The 21839-nt window shown below is 49.8% G+C and carries 18 protein-coding genes; 7 read left to right on the top strand and 11 right to left on the bottom strand.

All coding sequences use genetic code 11. From position 1 onward, the window contains the following. Position 1: 1 nt before the first annotated feature. From AC6R0R_RS17050 to AC6R0R_RS17020, 7 genes are all read right to left on the bottom strand, one after another. A complete protein-coding gene (locus AC6R0R_RS17050; RefSeq protein WP_500627588.1) occupies positions 2-592 on the bottom strand; it encodes an HD domain-containing protein in 591 nt (196 codons plus the stop codon). After that, a complete protein-coding gene (gene rimJ / locus AC6R0R_RS17045; RefSeq protein WP_487901215.1) occupies positions 593-1171 on the bottom strand; it encodes a ribosomal protein S5-alanine N-acetyltransferase in 579 nt (192 codons plus the stop codon). Next, the gene (gene tyrR / locus AC6R0R_RS17040; RefSeq protein WP_500627587.1) at positions 1172-2716 is read right to left on the bottom strand and encodes a transcriptional regulator TyrR; all 1545 of its coding nucleotides are present in this window, start codon (positions 2714-2716) and stop codon (positions 1172-1174) included. Between the two features lie 100 nt (positions 2717-2816). Beyond that, entirely contained in the window at positions 2817-3893 is a 1077-nt protein-coding gene (locus AC6R0R_RS17035) for a YcjF family protein (RefSeq protein ID WP_500627586.1), read from the bottom strand. Further along, positions 3890-5269 (bottom strand): YcjX family GTP-binding protein, encoded by a 1380-nt coding sequence (locus AC6R0R_RS17030; protein ID WP_500627737.1) that lies wholly within the window; start codon positions 5267-5269, stop codon positions 3890-3892. Before AC6R0R_RS17030 ends, AC6R0R_RS17035 begins: the two co-directional genes overlap by 4 nt. A gap of 139 nt (positions 5270-5408) precedes the next feature. Beyond that, entirely contained in the window at positions 5409-5594 is a 186-nt protein-coding gene (locus AC6R0R_RS17025; protein ID WP_334552412.1) for a hypothetical protein, read from the bottom strand. 94 nt (positions 5595-5688) lie between these two features. After that, a complete protein-coding gene (locus AC6R0R_RS17020) occupies positions 5689-7212 on the bottom strand; it encodes a fumarate hydratase (RefSeq protein WP_500627585.1) in 1524 nt (507 codons plus the stop codon). Positions 7213-7402: 190 nt separating this feature from the next. Between AC6R0R_RS17020 and pabB the strand changes: the two genes are divergently transcribed. Further along, complete coding sequence (pabB, locus tag AC6R0R_RS17015) at positions 7403-8770, top strand: aminodeoxychorismate synthase component 1 (RefSeq protein ID WP_500627736.1); 1368 nt, start codon at positions 7403-7405, stop codon at positions 8768-8770. On the opposite strand, the gene AC6R0R_RS17010 is transcribed toward pabB, so the two are convergent. Together AC6R0R_RS17010 and AC6R0R_RS17005 are read right to left on the bottom strand one after the other, a co-directional pair. Beyond that, positions 8767-10464 (bottom strand): ATP-binding protein, encoded by a 1698-nt coding sequence (locus AC6R0R_RS17010; RefSeq protein ID WP_500627584.1) that lies wholly within the window; start codon positions 10462-10464, stop codon positions 8767-8769. The genes pabB and AC6R0R_RS17010 overlap by 4 nt on opposite strands. A 3-nt stretch (positions 10465-10467) precedes the next feature. Then, a complete protein-coding gene (locus AC6R0R_RS17005) occupies positions 10468-11010 on the bottom strand; it encodes a heme NO-binding domain-containing protein (protein ID WP_500627583.1) in 543 nt (180 codons plus the stop codon). An 85-nt stretch (positions 11011-11095) separates the two neighbouring features. On the opposite strand from AC6R0R_RS17005, the gene AC6R0R_RS17000 reads away from it, so the two are divergent. The 3 genes from AC6R0R_RS17000 (at position 11096) to AC6R0R_RS16990 (ending at position 14696) form a co-directional block, all read left to right on the top strand. After that, positions 11096-11707 carry a CoA pyrophosphatase gene (locus AC6R0R_RS17000; protein WP_500627735.1) on the top strand — a complete coding sequence of 204 codons (612 nt, stop codon included), beginning with the start codon at positions 11096-11098 and terminating at the stop codon, positions 11705-11707. Positions 11708-11988: 281 nt separating this feature from the next. Further along, the gene (locus tag AC6R0R_RS16995) at positions 11989-13242 is read left to right on the top strand and encodes an aromatic amino acid transport family protein (protein ID WP_334552416.1); all 1254 of its coding nucleotides are present in this window, start codon (positions 11989-11991) and stop codon (positions 13240-13242) included. A 92-nt stretch (positions 13243-13334) separates the two neighbouring features. Further along, entirely contained in the window at positions 13335-14696 is a 1362-nt protein-coding gene (locus AC6R0R_RS16990) for an L-serine ammonia-lyase (RefSeq protein ID WP_334552417.1), read from the top strand. 119 nt (positions 14697-14815) lie between these two features. Here the strand turns inward: AC6R0R_RS16990 and AC6R0R_RS16985 are convergent, their stop codons facing one another. Both AC6R0R_RS16985 and queD read right to left on the bottom strand, forming a co-directional pair. Continuing rightward, positions 14816-15973: an amino acid permease gene (locus AC6R0R_RS16985; protein ID WP_500627582.1), complete on the bottom strand. Its 1158-nt coding sequence runs from the start codon at positions 15971-15973 to the stop codon at positions 14816-14818. A gap of 482 nt (positions 15974-16455) precedes the next feature. Then, on the bottom strand, positions 16456-16818 hold the full coding sequence (queD, locus tag AC6R0R_RS16980) for a 6-carboxytetrahydropterin synthase QueD (protein WP_334552419.1): 363 nt from the start codon (positions 16816-16818) through the stop codon (positions 16456-16458). Between the two features lie 286 nt (positions 16819-17104). Here queD and AC6R0R_RS16975 point away from each other — a divergent pair, with 286 nt between their 5' ends. From AC6R0R_RS16975 to AC6R0R_RS16965, 3 genes are all read left to right on the top strand, one after another. Then, the gene (locus AC6R0R_RS16975; protein WP_500627581.1) at positions 17105-18718 is read left to right on the top strand and encodes a methyl-accepting chemotaxis protein; all 1614 of its coding nucleotides are present in this window, start codon (positions 17105-17107) and stop codon (positions 18716-18718) included. Positions 18719-18901: 183 nt separating this feature from the next. Beyond that, entirely contained in the window at positions 18902-20302 is a 1401-nt protein-coding gene (asnS, locus tag AC6R0R_RS16970; RefSeq protein ID WP_500627580.1) for an asparagine--tRNA ligase, read from the top strand. 257 nt (positions 20303-20559) lie between these two features. Beyond that, a complete protein-coding gene (locus AC6R0R_RS16965) occupies positions 20560-21750 on the top strand; it encodes an amino acid aminotransferase (RefSeq protein ID WP_500627579.1) in 1191 nt (396 codons plus the stop codon). The last annotated feature ends 89 nt before the right edge of the window (positions 21751-21839 follow it).

Raw genomic sequence — 21839 nt, 5'->3', positions numbered from 1 at the left:
GTTAGTCGGCTTTCAGCCAACCTTTTTTGGTCGCGTCTTCAATCAGGTGTTTGGCTTTGTCCCACAACGCGGTGGAGCCCAACTCAATTTTACGATTCACAGTTAGCGCTTGCTCTCGGCGCACGCCATGCTCCTGCCAACTTTGCCCCTCATTGTGGTAGTTGAGCAACATAGGGATGAGCCTATCGAGCGCCTTGGCGAACTTAGCATCGTCACTTTGGCCTTGTTCAAACTCACACCATAGCTGAAACAGCGCCTCCCCCTGATCGCTAGGAAGCATTGCGAACAGGCGCTGCGCGGCTTTCAGTTCCTTTTCTTCTTGTTCAGCGCTCGCTTTGGCATCATAAACAAAGGTGTCACCGGCATCAATTTCGACAATATCGTGCAGCAGCAGCATTTTCACTACTCGTGCGATGTCGACGGGCTGATTGGCGTGCTCTTGCAGCAACACTGCCATCAAAGCGACGTGCCAACTGTGCTCTGCGCTGTTTTCTAATCGGCCCTGCGCGCTCTTGACTCGTGTGCGGCGCAAGACGCTTTTCAATTGGTCGAGCTCAATAAGAAGATTAAGCTGCTGTTCTAAGCGTGTCATTCAATTCGCCTTCCAATGTGGATTAATTAACGACGTCAGTTTGTGATCTTCCCACTGACCATTGATCAATAAGTACGCTTTTGCGAAGCCTTCTGCTTCAAACCCCACTCTCTGCAACACAGCTTCGCTCCGTGTGTTTCTTGGCATATAGCTGGCGTTGATTCGGTGGAGGTTTTGAATCTCAAACATGTAATTCACCGCTAAACGCAGTGCTCGGGTCATCACACCTCGTCCTTGCGCGTTTTGACCAAGGGAGTAACCCACCGTGCACGTGTGAGCAGGAAAACGCGAGATATTGCTAAAAGAAATCGTGCCTAGCATCTCGCCAGAATCCGTGTCGAGAATGAGCAGATAATAGCCAAGGCCCATCTTGTGCAGTTCATGCAACTTGATCAGGCGTTGAGTCCAGCCTGAGCAGGTATAAAACGGCGCTTCTCGCTCGGGCTCCCAAGGCCTTAGATGTTCGCGGTTCGCCACAAAGTAATCACTGATCATCTGACCATCGGTCGGCTCTGCCGTGCGCAGTGTGACATCACCATCGACCTCAAATACGCTGGTGGGGGTACTGATTCGCTTCATCTAGTTTTTTCTGATCCCATACTCGCGCAGTTTATTGGCAATAGAGGTGTGCGAGACGTTGAGGCGTTTGGCCAACTTACGACTCGATGGGAACGACTGATACAAACGCTCTAACACCTGTGATTCATAGTCTTTCATAATGTCATCTAATGAACCGTCGAGATTGATCTTGGCGCTGCTGCCGTGGCTGTTCTCTAGTTGCGGAAGATGGAAAAGATCGACCGTTAACGTATCGCTTTCCAGTTCCGTCAGCGCTCTAAGGACCATGTTCTCTAGCTGGCGCATATTCCCCGGCCAATGGTAATTGACCAGTTGATCCACCAAGCCTTCTTGAAGAGCGGGTTTGTCCACACCCAGCTGCTTCATGTATTTAGCGACAAACAGGTCGAGCAATACCGCGATATCGTTAGTGCGCTCACGCAATGGCGGAATATTGAGGGTGAGGACATTGAGGCGATAGAACAGGTCTTCACGAAACGCTTTTGACTCCGCTAAATCGGCTAAGTTGTGGCGCGTAGAGGCAATCACACGCACATCGACATGCACTTCGTGCTCTTCACCCACCCGGCGGAAGGTGCCATCTTGAAGCAATCGCAGCAGTTTGATCTGCAAATGCGGACTCATTTCACCGATTTCGTCGAGGAACACTGTCCCGCCATTGGCTTGTTCAAAAATCCCTTTGTGACCTTGTTGATGGTTGAATGAGCCCGGCGCGTGACCAAACAGCTCGGTTTCCGCCACATCATCAGGCATCGAGGCACAGCTCAATACCAAAAATGGGTGATCCGCACGATGAGAGCGATTGTGACATGCACGCGCGAGCATCTCTTTACCGGTGCCGGTTTCACCTTGAATCAGCAAGGGTTGATCAAGCATAGAGAGTTTCTTCGCTTGGCTGATCAGCGCTTTATGGCGATTAGAAATACCGACAAAATGCTCAAAGCCGAGGTTGTTGTGCAGTGGAAGCGAATCATCAAACAAGCTCTTCTCTTGAACTGAGCGAATCATCACCATCGCACTGGCAAGCACAGAGACATTGGTTTCATCGGTAATGTAAACCGGCATGACTTCCATTAAGTAATCCAGTCCACCAATCACGGTGTTTTCCCGTTGGCGATTGATCTTGCCGTCTATCCACTTTGAAAAGTTAAAGTTGGGCAGCAGCGAAGCCACAGGGTGACCCAGCATCTCTTGTGGTTCAAGATTGAACAAGCTCGTCGCGGCATGGTTAGCCATGTCGACATTGCCTTTGAGATCAATGGCCAATACAGGCTCAGGTAGATTGTTCAGCAGCGAAATCAGCTCTGTATTGTGGCGCTCCATCGGCATGAACTGAATTTTACGTACGTCGTCAACACCTGAAATGCGGCGTATTTCCGCCATCAGTTCACTGAAGGTGTCAAAGTCGATGTCTGGGCAGTTGAGATAAATGATGCCCGAGATGTCAATTTCGATGCCGCGTAAGTCGATATCCTTAGAGGCAAGGATATCGAGTAGCTCGCGGGTGAGACCAACCCTGTCTTCACATAGTACTTCTAAGCGCACAGATCCGTTCCTAATTTGGGTGTCACGAAAAGTTGACAGAAGTGTCGCCTAAGCCCCGATTTTCGTCAAGCCGCATGCGCTTGCCTGCCTCACATTCGCGCTATTTGACCGATAAAGCGACGACTTTTTCTACAATTTGCTTGCGAATCTCACCCAATCGGACCTGCTTTCCCGCCAGCCAAGGAAGCGGTCTCAATAGTCCCATCGCTTTGATACCGAGTCTTGCTGTGAGTATGCCAACCCCAAGTCCTTGCCCCGCACGCGCAGACAAGCGACCTGCTAAGTCCATTGACATCAAGTCGATACTGGCATCCACCGCTAATTCACTCGCTCCCGCCGCGGCCATATTAACTAAGATGGCTTTAAACAGCGTCAGCCGAGACCAATAGCCTAGCTCCACACCATAGACCGCCGCTAACTTGTCCACCATCTTGAAATTTCGCCACGCGACCAAGGCCATATCTGCGATCGCCAACGGGCTGATCGCCACTAAAGCCGCGGACTCCGTGGCATGTTGAGTGACAATCGCTTTGGCGCGTCGGTCTTGCTCTGCGATGACCAACGCATCAAACAGTTCTAGAATCTCAGCGTCGCTGTGAGATTGGGTCACCGCCTCTTGCCAGCGCTGAAAATCAGGGCTCTTGTCATCAAGACCACTTTGCTTGGCCAACTGCTCACAAAAAGCCTTCGCTTGGCCAACACTGTTGGCCTCCAACAGCGCTTGGCTTTGTTCTTGTACGCTAAAATGGTGACGCAAGCGGCGCAGTTTCCATAACTCTTTCCCCAGCGCTGTTACACCAAGGCCGGCCAATGCGGCGACAAATCCAGTCCACCCTAATGTCAGCCAATCCCCCGCTTGAATTGCATTGTAGAGAGAATCGACCGCTTGCCAGCCCACCAATCCAGCAAAGGCCGTAAGTAGCACTGTCACCCAACGACTGGTGCGTTTTTTCGGTCGCAAGTTTTCTAGCTTCTCAATGGCCTCATCCGCTTCCACCTCATCATCAATACTAACGGGCGCGAAGGACTCTTGGGACGAGAAGGCCTGCTTGAGAGTCAAGTCGTCCTCCTGTGACTGCGCCTCCCCTTGCCACTGCGTGTCCTCATTGGGCGTGGACTCAAAGACCTGCTTTTTCTTCAAGCGAGGTTCACTGTGGTGCTCTTCATGCTGACTCATTTCAATTTATCTCCCAGCAAAAACTGCAGAACTTTGTCCATTCGGATGTGAGGTAGTGGCGCATCGATCTGCGCTTTTTGCGGTCTAAATTCCGTGAACTCAAAACCGTGCTGCTGCCAATAACTGGCATCGGGCAGTTTTCTCGGCACCTCTCCGGGATAGAGGGTTTGCGGCTCACCGCTAAGATCGACACCTCTTAGTGCCGGGTAAGACGTTCCCGCTTTGGTCACAAAGCCCGGTTGGGTTGCCTGCACGGAAGCAATGGAGAGGCACTGCATCTCAATATTCTCAAACGTGGTGGCTTGCCATGCCGGGTAAACCATCTGGCCCAGCAGTGAAACCAAGTGTGGGTGCTGATCAGGCGTCACATGATCGGCTTTGGTGGCGGCAAACAAAATCTTGTCGATGGTAGGCGAGAACAGACGCCGCAACAGGTGGCTTTTCCCATAGCGAAAACTGCCCATCAGTTGCTCTAACGCGCCGCGCATGTCTTGAAAAGCGTCCGCGCCCGCGTTGAGTGGCTGCAAACAATCCACCAGCACAATTTGGCGATCAAACGTTGCGAAATGGTGTTTATAAAATGCTTTGACAACCTTGGTTTGGTATTCGTGATAGCGCGCTCTGAGCATCGCTAACTGGCTGTCTTTGTTTACTTGTTTCCCTTGTTCTTTCTCCACATAGGGGAAAAATTGCAATACAGGCGCCCCGGTCAAATCGCCCGGCAAAACAAATCTCCCCGGCTGTACCCAGTGTAGCCCCGCGGCTTTACAGGCATGCAAATAGTCGGTGTAGGCGGCTGACAGTGCGGCCAGTTGGTCTTCATCGGCGTCCGCTTGGGACGAAAATTGCGCTAACTGACTAAGCCAAGGCTCGGCCAGTTGAGCTCTTTCGCCTTTCAACGCAGCAAATTGCTGCTCAGACCATTGATCAAAATCCATCTCCAACAACGGTAAATCCAGCAGCCACTCGCCTGGATAATCAATAATATCAATATTGAGCGTTGCGCTGCTGCCGAGCAACTTTTTGCTTCGCTTCTTCGGCTTGTACTTAAGCGCTAAGCGAATTTCACTCACGTCACGAGTCGGTAACGGCCAATCGGGCTGATCCGCATAGAAGGCCCGCATCGCCTCATCATAGGCAAAGCGCGGTACCATGAGATTGGTTTGCGGTTCACGTCGCGCACCAATAATGCGCTTTTCACGCGAGGCTTCCAGCAAGGGTAGCGCCTCATGGGTCGAGGCATGCAGCAGTTGATTGACGAGCGAGCTGATAAACGCGGTTTTCCCTGCACGAGATAACCCCGTGACCGCGATGCGCACATGAGAATCCATACTGCGACTGAGCAAATCTTGCATCTCTTGTGAGAGCTGTTTTATCGGCGTGGGAATGGACATGAATGGCCTCTTTTGATCATTTGTACTAAAGGTACCGACTTCAATCTTAATCAAAGATGAACAAAAAAGCCCCTGATTAAAATCAGAGGCTTAGCAAATCGTGATTGCGCTTGAGCGTCGCTTAATCGTCTTCAATCAATTTGTAGATAACAAACAAGCTAATCTCAACCAACACAAACAGCACACAGGTAATGGTGACGTATTTCTCATTGAAGATACTGATACCGTGCAGGATTAAGTCGTAGCCGATGAAGGCGCCAACAACCGCAGCGATGATCAGCTGTAAGATTTGTACAAAACGAGGCATGTGCACTCCTAATACCAGTAGACGTTAAACAAAAGGTGCGACTCATTCGCACCTTTGTCAACTGATTCCTAATGAAATCAGCGATTTCTCACACTTAAGCTTGGCTTTCCATCTCTTGGATTTTCACTTTCCAAGTGTCTGGGCCAATCTGGTGAGCGTTCACGCCATTCGAGTCGACGGCGACAGAAACGGGCATATCTTCCACTTCGAATTCGTAGATCGCTTCCATACCCAAATCTTCAAAGGCGACGACACGCGCTTTTTTGATTGCTTTCGCCACTAGGTAAGCCGCGCCGCCTACGGCCATCAAATAGACCGCTTTGTGTTTTTTGATCGATTCCACCGTTGCTGGGCCACGTTCGGCTTTGCCTATCATGCCCATGATGCCGGTTTGTTCGAGCATCATATCGGTGAATTTGTCCATACGGGTTGAAGTGGTTGGCCCAGCAGGTCCAACGACTTCATCGCCCACCGCATCAACGGGGCCAACGTAGTAGATAAACTTACCTTTTAAGTCCACCCCTTCAGGCAAGCCTTCACCGCTCTCTAGCATCCCTTGAATGCGTTTGTGCGCCGCATCTCGGCCGGTCAGAATTTTACCTGACAATAGCACCGTTTCACCGGTTTTCCATTGCTCGATGTCTGCTTGCGTCACGGTATCGAGATTCACTCTGCGTGTATTCTCGCCCGCTTCCCAGGTAATGTCTGGCCACTCTTCGAGTTTCGGCGGCGTCAGATCCGCAGGGCCGCTGCCATCAAGCGTAAAGTGAACGTGGCGCGTTGCGGCGCAGTTCGGGATTAGGCAAACAGGCTTGGAGGCTGCATGAGTGGGCGCGGTTTTGATTTTAACGTCAACAACCGTCGTTAAGCCGCCCAAACCTTGCGCGCCGATACCTAGACGGTTCACACGGTTGAAGATGTCTAAACGAAGCTCCTCTTCAGCGTTCTGCGGGCCGCGTTCGATGAGCTCTTGAATATCAATGTGCTCCATTAATGATTCTTTCGCCAATACCGCCGCTTTTTCAGCAGTGCCACCGATACCAATGCCCAGCATACCCGGTGGACACCACCCTGCGCCCATGGTTGGCAAGGTTTTCTCTACCCACTCTGCAATATCATCGGATGGGTTGAGCATCACCATTTTGGTTTTATTTTCACTGCCGCCGCCTTTGGCCGCAATTTGAATTTCAACTTTGTCACCCGGCACCATATTGATGTGTACCACCGCTGGCGTGTTGTCTTTGGTATTAATGCGTTTACCGGCAGGGTCCATCAGTACTGAGGCGCGCAGTGGGTTGTCAGGATTGGTATAGGCTTGGCGCACACCCTCATCGACCATTTCCTGCACCGTCATGTCGGTGGAGTCCCATTGCACGGCCATGCCGATATTGACAAAACAGGTCACAATGCCGGTGTCTTGGCAGATAGGTCGGTGCCCTTCTGCGGACATGCGCGAGTTAATTAGAATCTGAGCAATCGCGTCTTTCGCGGCTTGGCTCTCTTCCTTGTGGTAGGCTTTTTCTAGGGCTTGAACAAAGTCCAATGGGTGGTAGTAAGAGATGTACTGAAGTGCGTCAGCCACACTGCTGATCACATCCTGCTTGCGAATTACCGTCATTGCATGCCTCTTTTATCGTTATGCTTCCTTATTATAAGGCCGATAGATACGCGTTTGCTTAAGAGGAGTCGTATGACCAACGCCGTAATAGGGTCAAACGCCGATGTAGCGACCTGAGTTGCCATTATGATACTCTTGCTTTCCCTCTGATACCATGCAACGAACGATCTCTTTGTCACAAATTAAACAAATGAATAACAACGCGCCAAATGGCTTACAAATCAAACCTCTTTCTTATGATCCGCACTTAGCGACGACGCTATTTGCCCCGATTGCGTCGATGCCGTGGGCGATGTTGTTACGCTCACCGTCACGAGATCATGTCGACAGCCGTTTCGATATTCTGGTTGCCCAGCCGATTGCCACCGTCACAACGCGTGGCGATATCAGTACGGTGGTCACGCCTGAGGGGGAAATGGACAGCAAGTTAGACCCTTTTCAGCTGCTCGACGACACGCAACAGCGCTGGTTAAGTGACACAGACTACGACGGGGAACTGCCCTTTGTTGGCGGTGCATTGGGTTATTTTGCTTACGATTTGGGCCGCCGCGTGGAACAATTACCTGTGTATGCGATGCACGATCTCACCACACCAGATATGGCCGTCGGCCTGTATCGCTGGGCACTGGTGGTCGATCACTCGCAACAGAGTGCGGTTTTGGTTGGTGAAGACATCGAGGCGGCGCACCAATGGTTATTTGCTCAATCAGAGGTATCCTCGCCGACGTTTGCGCTGCAAGGGCCGTGGCAATCGAATATGACGCCAGCGGATTACGCGCGCAAGTTTGACCAAGTGCAGCAATACCTTCGCTCGGGCGACTGTTACCAAATCAACTTGGCTCAGCGTTTTCAGGCCCCTTATTTAGGTGATGAGTGGCAAGCGTATCAAAAACTCGAAGCTGTCAATCAAGGCCCTTTTTCTGCCTTTATTCGCACCGAGCAAGGCGCGATTTTAAGTGTCTCTCCCGAGCGTTTTCTGCAACTCAATGCCGGCCAGATCGAGACCAAACCTATTAAAGGCACCCGACCACGCCACACCAACCCAGAACGCGATAAGCGCGCCGCTGACGATTTATTGCACGCGGAGAAAGATCAAGCGGAAAATTTGATGATTGTCGATTTGCTGCGCAATGATGTCGGTCGCGTCGCCGCGCCAGGCAGTGTTGCCGTTCCGAAATTGTTTGATATTGAGAGCTTCCCAGCGGTACACCATCTGGTAAGCACGATTACCGCCAAGTTGGACTCGTCATACCGTGCCAGTGATTTGCTACGTGCGTGTTTTCCGGGGGGGTCCATTACCGGCGCACCCAAAGTGCGCGCGATGGAGATCATCGAAGAGTTGGAACCGCATCGCCGCAATGCCTACTGTGGCAGCATTGGCTACATCAGTCGCCACGGCCGAATGGATACCAGCATCACTATTCGCACCGTAGTGGCAGAAGGCGGCCAGATGTACGTTTGGGCAGGAGGCGGTTTGGTGGCTGACAGTCAAAATGATGCCGAATATCAAGAGACGCTCGATAAGCTCAGCCGCATTTTACCCGTGTTGAGTGCTTAACCCCACTTTTCAAGCATCAAATGTAGGTCTTTGGCAGTGTAGGGTTTGGTCAGAATGTCGTTCATCCCACTCTCGATGCAGCGCTCGCGCTCTTCGAGTGTGGTGCCAGCAGTCAACGCGATAATGGGTAAGGTGTAGTTTTGATCGCGTAAATATTGCGTCGCCTCAAACCCGTCCATTTCGGGCATGCGACAATCCATGAAAATCAAATCGTAGTGACGCTGTGTGACCGCCTCGACAGCTTCCAGCCCGTTGTTAGCAATATCAGGCACAATAGCGAGTTTTTTCAACATCTGGTTGATGATCACTTGGTTCATGCGGATATCATCCACCACCAAAATGGTAAGATCGTCTAAAGGTTTTTGGTGTTTTTTCGCCTCGACTTGCCCCGACGACCACTCTTCTATTGAAGCCAAGGTCAAGGGAATATGAAAAGAGAAACAACTGCCTTTGCCCTTCTCGCTGTCTGCTGCGATCTCACCGCCCATCAGCTCCACAAGATTTTTCGAGATGGCGAGCCCAAGCCCAGTGCCCTCATAGTTACGTTTTGCCGTTCGGTCAGCTTGGACAAATGGCGTAAACAGCTGCTCTAACGAATCAAAATCAATCCCTATCCCCGTATCGACCACCTTGATGTGTAACTGCCCTTCTTGCCACTTCGCAGAGACACTCACTTGACCTTGTTCGGTAAACTTAACCGCGTTGCCCACTAAATTGACTAAGATTTGACTGATGCGTTCAAAGTCACCAGTGAAGGCTTCTGGCAATTCCGTGCACTCGTCGATAATAAAACCAATGCCTTTTTCTCTCGCTCTTGGTTCAAACACACCGAGCAACATGGCTCGAATATCCGCCCAAAGGAAGGTTTTGGGAATCAATTCCATCATCCCGGCGCTCATCTTACTGAAATCAAGAATGTCATTGATGATATGGCGCAGCAGGCCACCCGAATGGGCTAAGTTAGTGAGTAAGGTTCGCTGCTCTTCGTTGAGCTCCGTTTCAGACAGCAGCTCTGCACTGCCGAGCAAGCCGTTAAGAGGTGTGCGTAACTCGTGGTTGATCATCGCGACAAATTCCTTGGTCGCTTTCTCTGACTCCTCGGCACGTGCGCGCGCTTCTTGGTTACTGGTCATAATAAGCTGGCGACTGATGGCATTGCAGAGCAGCTCCCCTACCAGCGCGATTTGGCTCTCGATAAAATCGGCCTCTATCACGCTCGGTTCTACCCCTACACAAAGTTCACCTATCACCGCGTAATCCACTTCAAGTGGCAGCCTGAGTGTCGTCTCATCCCAAACCGCATAAGGCTTGATACTCTCAAGCGTCGTTTGGCTACCGTGACCAAATTGGTCGGCGATCACCGTAGACAATAAGTTGGGTGAGATAAACACCCCAGCGCGTAAGATGACGGAAGAGGATTGAATCCGCTCTAGGAAATTGGCAATTAAGCCATCATCAAGTGTGCGACTTAAGAACGCCCGACCAAAATGGATCAACGCTTCGTTGATCTGCTGCTCAAAGTCGAGCTTGCGTAAATCTTTATGGGTTTGCTTTTTGAGTTGTGCTAAGACCAATTGAAGCTGCTGATTCGCCTCATACAGCTCCAAACTTTTATTTTCGAGCAGCTTTTCTGCTTGCTTACGCGCAGCGATTTCTCGCGCTAACTTGCGCTCTAGCGGCGATGGACTATCCATAGGCTAGCCTTCAAGTACCACATGGAAACGCACGTCATCCCCCGCGCCGGTCTTGTCTTTTATTTCAATCGCCAATGTTTCACCAAAATGGCGCGCGCAGCCTTCTAGTAGGCCAAGGCAAACATGCGACATACATCGGGCACTTTGATAATCAAACACCACTTCAGATTCACTTTCTGAGATAAACACAAACTTCGGTGGATTGGCTTCGGCGTAAAGCTTTTTCACCTCAATATGAATGTAGTCTTCTACCAATTTGATAAATTGCAGTGAGTTTTTACAGCCCCCCAAACTGTTGGCGTCAGGCAAGGTCGCGAACAGATTATCAAACACGCTTTGGCCAAAGACGCGCTGCAAATCTTCAGGCGGAATGCCGGTTTGTTTGCTTAAAATAACAATCAACTTGACCAAATTTTTGTGATCGTAGCTGCCAACCGACGTATATATCCCGCTGTCTTGCGCTTCGTCTAAGATGGCGTCTAACTGCTCAAGACCAAATTTTTCCTCGACCAAGGCGAGAAACTCAGTGAATATAATGCCCTTCATAAAATACGCTATCCTTGCAATAACCATTACCCAATAAAGCATGATCCATAAGCGGCGGTTTTTCAAATAACGACCAAGGGCTAAGATATTGTCTGTGCTAAATAAAAATCACTTAATACAACGTTTTCAGTTTCTTCAAACCGTGGATTATCATCAGGAAGCACTGAAACGCGTCTCGCACTTCAAAGCGGAATCGCTGCGCCCAGCGTCAGTGCTGATAGGCTTTGTTGAGCGTAATAATGGCCTGCACGTGCTGTTTACTAAACGGGCCGCGCACTTAAAGCACCACCCGGGTCAGGTGAGCTTTCCGGGCGGAAAGTATGAAACGAGTGATGGCACACTGGCCCATACAGCGCTGCGAGAGACTCAAGAAGAAATTGGTATCGACCCTAAGCGCATCGCCATTTTCGGCCAGATGCCGGTACTTGTCACCGTCAGCCGATTTACGGTCACGCCCTTTCTCGCCTTTATCGAGCCGGACTACACCCCACGCATTGACACCAATGAAGTGGCAGAAGTGTTTGAAGTGCCGCTGAACTTAGTGTTGGACCGATCCAAATTGGTCAGTCAGCACTTTCTCGTCAACCAGAATCGCCATCGAGTGTTCGGTCTCTCTTACCAACACCATTTTATCTGGGGGATGACGGCGCAGATCATTCAAGCACTGCAAAAACATTTATCGCTCCCTCGTCAATAAGTGATCTTTTTTCATCTATTCACATCAACTTTATTCATCTCACACAGCCAATCGTTTGCGCCAACCTCAAATTAGCCACCTTTTAGTTAGCATTAGTTTTTGTAATGATTAAAATTAGCATAAATCACCAGTGGCACGTCATTTTCGTGATGAAAAACCTGTTTTGAAAACCGACTGGTGCGACCAGACACAAAGCATGATTTAGATCTATTTTTCGTGAAACAAAATAAGGCACTATTGCACCCGACTTATTTCCTGTTCCCAAAAATGAGTATCACAACATGAATTCAACAACAACTGCGGTTAATACCGCACAATCTTCTAGTAAGTTTACTTACACCGACTTCACTTGGTGTCTCTCTTTGTTCGGTACCGCCGTCGGTGCTGGCGTTCTATTTCTACCGATCAAAGCCGGTGCGGGTGGCTTTTGGCCATTAGTTATCTTAGCGCTAATCGCAGCGCCGATGACATGGTTTGCACACAAATCACTGGCTCGCTTTGTACTCTCGGCGAAAAACCCTGACGCAGATATCACAGATACAGTAGAAGAACACTTCGGTAAGACTGGCGCAAACATCATCACTTTTGCCTACTTTTTCGCCATTTACCCTATCGTTCTTATTTACGGTGTCGGTATCACCAATACCGTTGACTCTTTCCTTGTCAACCAAATGGGTATGGAGTCGATTCCTCGCTGGTTGCTCTCTGGTGCGTTGATCGCGGCGATGACAGCGGGCGTCTTGTTCGGCAAAGAGCTGATGCTTAAAGCGACGTCCGCACTGGTTTACCCTCTCGTGTTCATCTTGCTTGCGCTCTCTTTCTATCTTATCCCTGACTGGAACGGCTCTATGATGTCGGTCGCTCCAGACTGGTCATCAATGCCATCTATCGTTTGGCTTGCAATTCCTATCATCGTGTTCTCTTTCAACCACAGCCCGGTGATCTCTCAGTTCTCTAAAGAGCAACGTCGCGTTCACGGTGACAACGCAGTGAAGAAGACAGACGCCATTACCGGCGGCGCAGCGATGATGCTGATGGGCTTCGTAATGTTCTTTGTGTTCTCTGTGGTGCTCTCTCTGTCTCCTGAGCAACTTGCGATGGCGAAAGAGCAAAACATCTCTGTGCTCTCTTACCTTGCGAATGTGCATGAGTCTCCACTGATCTCTTACATGGGTCCTTTGGTGGCATTTGCTGCGATCACCTCAAGCTACTTCGGCCACTTCTTGGGTGCACATGAAGGTTTAGTTGGACTTATCAAATCACGTTCACAAACGCCAGTGAGCAAAATCGAAAAAGGCTCAATGGTATTCATTGTTCTAACCACTTGGGTTGTGGCGATTGTTAACCCAAGCATCCTTGGCATGATTGAAACCATGGGCGCGCCAATGATCGCTGCCATCCTGTTCTTGATGCCTGTTTTTGCTATGCAAAAAGTCCCAGCGATGGCGAAGTACAAAACTTCTGCACCTGTACAGATTTTCACAACTATCTGTGGTCTTGCTGCCATTAGTTCTGTAATCTACGGCGCGCTATAAACCGGGCTCTGATTCATCAGGACGGATAGCAAACAAATAGAATAATACTAAGCCTCCCTCTTGCTCGGGAGGCTTACTTTGAGGTAATCAATATGATTAGTGTTTTTGATATCTATAAGATCGGCGTTGGTCCTTCTAGTTCTCACACAGTCGGCCCAATGAAGGCGGGTAAAGAGTTTATTGATGACTTACGTGCAATGGGAAAATTGCGCGACATCACTAAAATCACCGTTGACGTCTATGGATCACTTTCACTGACAGGGAAAGGTCACCACACGGATATCGCCATCATCATGGGTCTTGCTGGCAACACCCCAGAGAAAGTCGATATCGACGCGATTCCAGGCTTTATCGCTCGCGTTGAAGAAACAGAACGCCTTCCTGTTGGCATGCACTGTCATACCGTCTCGTTTCCTAGAGACGGAGGAATGAACTTCCACCGTAGTAACCTCTCTTTGCATGAAAATGGCATGCAGATTCATGCTTGGATTGGTGAAGAGAAAGCCTACTCTAAAACCTATTACTCTATCGGCGGCGGTTTTATCGTTGACGAAGAAAACTTTGGTAAAGAAGAAGCCAATCCAATCAAGGTGCCTTACCCGTTCACATCAGCGGAAGAACTCGTCAATCAATGTAAAGAGAGCGGGCTATCCATCAGCACCTTGGTAATGAAAAACCAAGCGGCGATGCACTCTGATGAAGAGTCTCGCACCTACTTTGCCAACATTTGGAAAACCATGCGTGAGTGTATGGATCGCGGTATGAACACCGAAGGTATTCTTCCGGGGCCACTGCGTGTACCACGTCGTGCGGCGGCGTTGCGTCAGCAACTGTTGACCTCTGAAAAGACGACCAATGATCCTATGTCTGTGGTCGATTGGGTGAACATGTTCGCCTTTGCGGTGAATGAAGAGAATGCGGCAGGTGGTCGTGTCGTAACCGCGCCAACCAATGGTGCATGTGGCATTATCCCTGCGGTGCTCGCCTACTACGACAAGTTCATTCAAACCGTGACAGAAAAAGATTACATTCGCTACTTTGCAGCCTCTGGCGCCATTGGTGGTCTGTACAAGCGTAACGCCTCGATTTCTGGTGCTGAAGTGGGTTGTCAGGGTGAAGTCGGTGTCGCCTGTTCGATGGCGGCGGCAGGCCTTGCAGAGCTGATGGGCGGTAGCCCAGAGCAAGTGTGTATGGCAGCGGAAATTGCGATGGAACACAACCTTGGCCTCACCTGTGACCCTGTTGCAGGTCAAGTTCAAGTCCCTTGTATCGAGCGCAATGGCATTGCCGCAGTGAAGTCGATTAACTCGACTCGCATGGCGCTTCGCCGCTCGTCAGCACCAACAGTATCACTGGATAAAGTGATCGAAACCATGCTGGAGACGGGGAAAGACATGAACGCCAAATATCGTGAAACCTCGCAAGGTGGTTTGGCCGTTAAAGTGATCTGCTAATCCGGTGATGCCATCGCTTACCTTTGAGTCGGTTACACTGGTTCGGGTTTGAATAAAAAGGGAGCGCTGAATATCAGCGCTCCCTTTTTCGTTGGGTTAATTCGGCTCGAAAATACGCGTCACAACAGCACTTGTGAAGCGAGCAGCGCGCTACCAAACAGCAATGACAGCACCAGCATCAACGGCCCACCTTCTGTGGTGTAACGCTGTGGTTGAGTATCGGCCAGTCGCAGCGCATACACCATGGCAAGCGGTACAAACACCGCTAAAAACACCAAGATAATTCCGGCATAGCCCAACACCGCTAAGAATTTATCCGCCGCAAACAGCGATCCCAGAAGTGGCAAGATGAAGGTCAACACATAGGTCACGACGCGGTTTTGGTGGAACATATCGCGATTCTGGTTATACAGCGCCATAGCGACACCAAAAAACGATGTCAGCAATGCCAACCCGGTGAAGAGTGACAGCAAGGTGCCGATCCAGCGGGAATGATGCTCGAAAGCCGCGATCAAATCGCCCACCCCTTTCAACTCACCCAACTGAGTAGGGTTCAGATTCCCGACCACGGCAAACAGCCAACACAAATAACAGAAAAGCGGTATCACCGAACCGATGATGACCATGTTTCTCAATTCGCGGTCCGTCGCCTGCGAATTGTAAGCAACCAAAGAAGGGATCACGACCATAAAACCAAAGCTGGTAAAGAGTACGGCGCTGGTTTTGAACAGTTGCCAATGATTGTCATTGAGCACTCGATTTAAGTGATCAAAATGAAAATCTGGCAGCAAAAACGCCAGTGTGGTCGCGAGACACGCGATCATGACCAAGAATAAGCCGCGGTTAAGCTTATCAATCATGCCGGTTCCGGCGGCGATCACTCCACCAGCGAGAACAGTAAAACCAATCTGGCTTTGAGTGGGTGTGATAGCCAAGCCCATTGCCGCCATCAACTGACTAACCAAATCCGCCGCGCCTAAGATATAGGCCATCAACAAACAGATGAGCAGCGCGTATAAAAGCGAGTTGGTGATCCATTGGCCACTTTTTCCTAACGTATTGCGCGCGATGGAGTTCAGGCCAAGTCCGCCACCGGATTTTAACGTTGCTTCAAGCAGTAACAAGGCGGCGTAAGTGGTACCCGCGCAGATCACGATCATCAGTAAGGTGCCAGACCAAAGACCAAATTGCGCCAATACCATAGGTATAGCGAGCATGCCGGCACCCAGTGCCGTACCCGAGATAATAAGGGAGCTTCCCAAGAGTTTTGTATTCATAACGTTGTTTTCTGTGTTAGTGCGTGTGGAGTAAATGTGCGCTACCTAGCGCGGTGGCTAACGGTCAGAAACAATAGGAATAATGGTGTTTGACGTCGTGATATAGGGAGAAAAGTGACGATAAAGAAGCAGAATGAGAATAGAGCGAGTGAACAGGCGTGACAGCACAGTGTGGCGACCCTTCCGTCGGCTCGATAATAGGCGTAGTAATTTTAACAATCATTGAACTATCCAAGGCGATGCAGCAATCCGTGCCAGAAAAACAGCCTATCCTCTGCTGCCGCGCCCAGTTTGGGCCCAGCCCATCTTAAACATCATCCTCGTGATTGCAACGCCTGCCACGTTGAGTGATGAATTATTGGCCAGCGCAGTGCGCAACGCGATGAACCCAACGTCGATGGACGAGCACACACAAAAAAAACGAAGTCATCTATTCTTCGCTTTTTACACAGAATTCTTTACCGGCCACTACGCTGTGGCGATTACTCGCCTTTGTAAATACAACCGGCCGTGCAGGTCTCTTTAATTTCAACCTTGCTTAATAGCGGCAGTGACGGTTTGAGCTCGTTCCAGATCCATTTCGCCAGTACTTCACTGGTTGGGTTTTCCAATCCCTTGATGTCATTAAGGTAGTAGTGGTCAAGGCGGTCATAAATCGGTTTAAACGCCGCTTTGATTTCCGCAAAGTCGACAACCCAACCAGTGTGAGGATCCACCTCACCCTCGACATACAGGCGAACTAAGAAAGAATGACCATGAAGGCGACCACATTTGTGTCCTTCTGGCACATGGGGCAAGTGATGCGCGGCTTCGAACATGAATTCTTTGTATAGTTCAGTTTTCATTTTGACTCTCGGGTTTTTAAAGAGTGGCAATACTAAGGAATTAGTATAGTCGAGACAAGCGCGAAATCCGTTGAATGACCAAGCAAACGCTTTCCCTTCCACACCTCTTATCTGTAGCACGGCGGAAAAACGTCACAGCGTCAAGTTTTTGATTACAACAGTTACACATCACATTTACACACTACTAACATGTGTCGCATCACAGTCTCAAATAAACCTACTTTCTATAGAGGTATCTATCCAAGATCATAGTGATGTCAGTTCCAACTCATACCAAGAAACGATCATGCGTCTAACCATAACAACAAAACTCTTGATTACCCTACTCTCCGTTTTTGGTTTGGTGTTGCTTGCCTCGACAAGCTACCAATACCTTCAGCAACGTGAGCTATTAAATTCGGTACTCAGTGAGCAGCTCCATGATAAAGCCAGCAACTACTTTGATAGCCTCAATATGATGATGTTGACAGGCACGATGGCGCAAAAAGAAACCTTGCGTCAGAAGGCGTTAGCTCAAGATGGCATTGAACAAGTACGTGTGTTGCGCTCGGATCTCGTCAGCAAGCTCTACGGCCCAGGCAACGACAATCAAAGCCCCGTCGATGACATTGACCAACGAGCGCTCAGCGGCGAATTGGTGATTGAGCCCATTCAAGCAGAATGGGGCTCAGGGATTGTGGTCGCCATGCCAATGAAATCGAGTGAGAACTATCGCGGCACGAACTGCGTGGCCTGTCATATGGCGCCAGAAGGGGAAGTGCTCGGTGCTATCCGCCTTGAGTACAATCTGTCACACGTCAATCAAATGGTCAGCCAGCGTACACTGATCGCCTTAGCGATCATGTCCGCCTTTGGGTTCGTCGGTTTTCTCGTCACTATGGGCATCATCCGCAAAACCATTGTTCAGCCCATCCAAAAGACCTCGCGCTTTATGCAAAGCGTCAGTGATTCCAAAAACCTCACTCAGCGAGTCATCTCCAATCAAGGTGATGAAATTGGCCAACTGGCCAAAGCCATCAACTCATTTATGGACACAGTGACCAGCAGCCTAAGTCAAGTTCAAGCGACTTCCCATCAGGTGGCTCACTCAGCCAATCAGTTAACGCACGTGGCGCAAATTACCGACGATGCCGCTGGCAACCAGCAGCAAGAGACCGACGAAGTTCAAGCCAATATTGAGCAGATGCAAGCGCAGCAACTCGATGTCGAACAAGCGACAGTGAACGCCTCTGAACTGATCAAGCACACCACCACGATTGCCGAGCACAGTGCTACAAGGGCGCACAACGCCAGTGACGAAATCAAACATCTTGTGACCGACATTGAGCAAGTCAAAGGTAATTTGGTCGATTTGAATCAGCAAACCGTCGAAGTCTCATCGATTTTAGAAGTTATCAAAGGCATCGCAGAGCAAACCAACTTATTGGCGCTGAATGCGGCCATTGAAGCGGCCCGTGCTGGCGAACAAGGACGTGGCTTTGCGGTGGTTGCGGATGAAGTCAGGCAGCTGGCCAGTCGCACCGCAGAGGCGACCGGTAGTATCGAAAAGATCATTGCGGATTTTCAAAGCGATAGCCAAACGTCGCTCGCGTCCGTCGATACGGTGTGCGACACCGCCCATCAACGATCAAGTGAGGTGGAGCAGCTGTCCGTCGCCATGTCCGAAGTGGTGTCAGAGATGCAGCAAGCCCTCTCCCACGCCACCAGCATTCAAAGTCAGAGCAGCAATACCTCCCACTTGACGCAAGAAGTTCAGCAGAAAGTCGACGTCATCACTCAACACGCCCGGGCAACCTCGGATTCTGCGGCACAAACACGAGACATTAGTATGAATCTTGAACAGTTATCCGAGCAACTAGAGGATCTTCTTAATCAGTTTTCTCTTTCTCAACCGAAATGAGTGGATATGAACGGTTTTTCGCCAACTTATCGACATTAATGGTTGAAGCATATTAATTGAAAGGTAATATGTGCCATTGAATAGTTAGAATTCTACCCAACCCAATGTTTTGCTCACGCATTGTCCAATGACGGTTTTGCAAACATTGGGTTGAATTTTTACTCAATGGAGAATATTGAAAACATGACTTACGCGCCTGTATCAGACGTTTTGAAAGGTCAGCTAGCGGTAGACAGTGAAGTCACTGTACGAGGCTGGATCCGTTCACGTCGTGATTCCAAAGCTGGAATCTCTTTCCTTGCCATTTATGACGGCTCTTGTTTCGACCCGATTCAGGCCGTGGTCCCTAATAATCTTAATAATTACGACGACGAAGTACTTAAGCTCACCACAGGCTGCTCTGTTGAAGTAACGGGTAAGATTGTTGAGTCTCCTGCGAAAGGCCAAGACTTTGAGCTTGCCGCTACAAACGTTAAAGTGGTCGGCTGGGTCGAAGACGCAGAAACCTACCCTATGGCGAAAACTCGCCACTCTATCGAGTACTTACGTGAAGTGGCGCACCTACGTCCGCGCACCAACGTAATCGGTGCGGTAGCACGTGTACGTAACTGTCTATCTCAAGCCATTCACCGTTTCTACCACGAACAAGGCTACTTCTGGGTATCGGCGCCACTGATCACCGCTTCTGATGCAGAGGGTGCTGGTGAGATGTTCCGTGTTTCTACGCTAGACATGGAAAACCTGCCACGCACTGACGAAGGTAAAGTGGACTACAACGAAGACTTCTTTGGTAAAGAGACCTTCCTAACCGTATCTGGCCAGCTTAACGCTGAAGCATACGCCTGTGCACTAAGCAAGGTGTACACCTTTGGTCCGACTTTCCGCGCGGAAAACTCAAACACCAGCCGCCACCTAGCGGAGTTCTGGATGGTTGAGCCTGAAGTGGCGTTTGCCGAACTAGACGATGTCGCTAAACTGGCGGAAGACATGCTGAAGTACGTCTTTAACGCCGTTCTTGCAGAGTGTCGTGACGACCTAGAGTTCTTCGCACAGCGCATCGACAAAGAGGCCATCACTCGTCTAGAGCAGTTTGTCTCTTCTGACTTCGCACAAGTGGACTACACAGACGCGATCCAGATCCTGCTTGATTCTGGTCGTGAGTTCGAGTTCCCAGTTGAATGGGGTATCGACATGTCTTCTGAGCACGAGCGCTTCCTTGCTGAAGAACACTTCAAAGCACCGGTTATCGTGAAGAACTACCCGAAAGACATCAAAGCATTCTATATGCGTGCGAACGATGACGGTAAAACCGTTGCCGCAATGGACGTACTGGCACCAGGCATCGGCGAAATCATCGGTGGTTCTCAGCGTGAAGAGCGTCTAGACATCCTAGATGCACGTATGCGCGAAGTCGGCATCGATCCTGAGCACATGAGCTGGTACCGCGACCTACGTCGTTACGGCACCGTGCCACATGCAGGCTTTGGTCTAGGCTTCGAGCGTCTCGTCTCTTACGTAACAGGTATGGGCAACGTTCGTGACGTAATCCCATTCCCACGTACACCACGCTCGGCGAACTTCTAAACGTTCGGCCTCTCGATTTAGTGCAAAAAACCTCCGTCTCACGCGGAGGTTTTTTTCGCTTTCTCATAAAAATTGCGACCCGCTTTTCCTCTTCAGGGGAGGACTTAACCCAAGAAAAAGGCACGTTGATGTTAAAAATTGACCAAATATAACTTTTCTTCATTTTTCCCTGAATTGTCGGTTGTATGGCTGTTAGGAGAAAGGTATAAATAACCAAGTTTATTAACGCCTCCCTTCGACTAACATGGATGACGATTATGTTTGAAAAAGTTGTAGCTGCTCCGGCAGATCCTATTCTTGGACTCACTGAAGAGTTTAAAAAAGATCCACGCGCTGAAAAAATTAACCTTGGCGTCGGTATCTACAAAAATGAACAAGGCGAAACCCCTGTTCTTGCCACGGTAAAAAAAGCGGAAGCTGCACTGGTCGAAACTGAAAAAACCAAGTCATACCTAACGATTGAAGGCACAGCAGAGTACGGTCTTGCCGTACAAAAGTTGCTGTTTGGCGAGCAGTCAGACATTGTCGTGAACAAACTGGCTAAAACAGCGCAAGCCCCTGGTGGTACAGGCGCGCTACGTGTAGCTGGCGAATTCATTAAGCGTCAATTGGGCGATGTGAAGATCTGGATCAGTAACCCTACTTGGGCAAACCACAACGGCGTATTTACCGCCGCAGGCATCGAAACCGCGCAATACAGCTACTACAACGCCGAAACTAAAGACAAAGATTTCGCAGCAATGCTCGCCGATCTTGACAACGCGTCTGCGGGTGATGTTGTCCTGCTGCACGGCTGCTGCCACAACCCAACCGGCATCGATCCAACATTGGAAGAGTGGGAAACTCTTGCAAAGCTGGTTGCTGAAAAACAACTTCTCCCTCTGTTTGACTTCGCCTACCAAGGTTTTGCTAAAGGCGTGGAAGAAGATGCGGAAGGTCTACGTATTTTCGCTCAATATAACAAAGAAATTTTGGTCGCGAGCTCGTTCTCTAAGAACTTTGGTCTGTACAACGAGCGTGTGGGTGCTTTCACCTTAGTAGCACAAACTGAGCAAATCGCTGAAACTGCGTTTTCTCAAGTCAAAGCCATCATCCGTTCGATCTATTCGAACCCACCTGCACACGGCAGTGCTGTCGTCACGCACATTCTTGGCAACACCGAGCTTCGTGCCGAGTGGGAAGCGGAAGTGAAAGAGATGCGCGACCGTATTCAAGCGATGCGTGAACTGTTTGTTGCGACGTTGAAAGAGCAAGGCGTCGATGCTGACTTCAGCTTCATTGAACGTCAAAACGGCATGTTCTCTTTCTCTGGCCTAAGTAAAGAGCAAGTCGCGCGCCTAAAAGATGAGTTTGCTATCTACATCGTCGGCTCTGGTCGCATCAGCGTTGCAGGCATGACACGTTCAAACATGCTGCCACTTTGTCAGGGAATCGCCGCCGTACTTTAATTCGGTAGTGATAAGTGGATAGACAATAGCCAGCGGATACGCTGGCTATTTTTGTTTGTGGGGTTTATCGGTCCGCTAGTTTGCCAAAT

This window comes from Vibrio sp. R12-SW3-ISO1 (assembly GCF_059834005.1).
This window is presented reverse-complemented; position numbering and strand designations above follow the sequence as displayed.

Excerpts from the sequence above, each read along its gene's own strand:
- AC6R0R_RS17020 (WP_500627585.1), bottom strand. The coding sequence starts at position 7,212 with ATGACGGTAATTCGCAAGCAGGATGTGATCAGCAGTGTGGCTGACGCA.
- AC6R0R_RS16975 (WP_500627581.1), top strand. The coding sequence starts at position 17,105 with ATGCGTCTAACCATAACAACAAAACTCTTGATTACCCTACTCTCCGTT.
- rimJ (WP_487901215.1), bottom strand. The coding sequence starts at position 1,171 with ATGAAGCGAATCAGTACCCCCACCAGCGTATTTGAGGTCGATGGTGAT.
- asnS (WP_500627580.1), top strand. The coding sequence starts at position 18,902 with ATGACTTACGCGCCTGTATCAGACGTTTTGAAAGGTCAGCTAGCGGTA.
- AC6R0R_RS16965 (WP_500627579.1), top strand. The coding sequence starts at position 20,560 with ATGTTTGAAAAAGTTGTAGCTGCTCCGGCAGATCCTATTCTTGGACTC.
- AC6R0R_RS17005 (WP_500627583.1), bottom strand. The coding sequence starts at position 11,010 with ATGAAGGGCATTATATTCACTGAGTTTCTCGCCTTGGTCGAGGAAAAA.
- pabB (WP_500627736.1), top strand. The coding sequence starts at position 7,403 with ATGAATAACAACGCGCCAAATGGCTTACAAATCAAACCTCTTTCTTAT.
- AC6R0R_RS17050 (WP_500627588.1), bottom strand. The coding sequence starts at position 592 with ATGACACGCTTAGAACAGCAGCTTAATCTTCTTATTGAGCTCGACCAA.
- AC6R0R_RS16990 (WP_334552417.1), top strand. The coding sequence starts at position 13,335 with ATGATTAGTGTTTTTGATATCTATAAGATCGGCGTTGGTCCTTCTAGT.
- queD (WP_334552419.1), bottom strand. The coding sequence starts at position 16,818 with ATGAAAACTGAACTATACAAAGAATTCATGTTCGAAGCCGCGCATCAC.
- AC6R0R_RS16995 (WP_334552416.1), top strand. The coding sequence starts at position 11,989 with ATGAATTCAACAACAACTGCGGTTAATACCGCACAATCTTCTAGTAAG.
- AC6R0R_RS16985 (WP_500627582.1), bottom strand. The coding sequence starts at position 15,973 with ATGAATACAAAACTCTTGGGAAGCTCCCTTATTATCTCGGGTACGGCA.
- AC6R0R_RS17035 (WP_500627586.1), bottom strand. The coding sequence starts at position 3,893 with ATGAGTCAGCATGAAGAGCACCACAGTGAACCTCGCTTGAAGAAAAAG.
- AC6R0R_RS17025 (WP_334552412.1), bottom strand. The coding sequence starts at position 5,594 with ATGCCTCGTTTTGTACAAATCTTACAGCTGATCATCGCTGCGGTTGTT.
- AC6R0R_RS17010 (WP_500627584.1), bottom strand. The coding sequence starts at position 10,464 with ATGGATAGTCCATCGCCGCTAGAGCGCAAGTTAGCGCGAGAAATCGCT.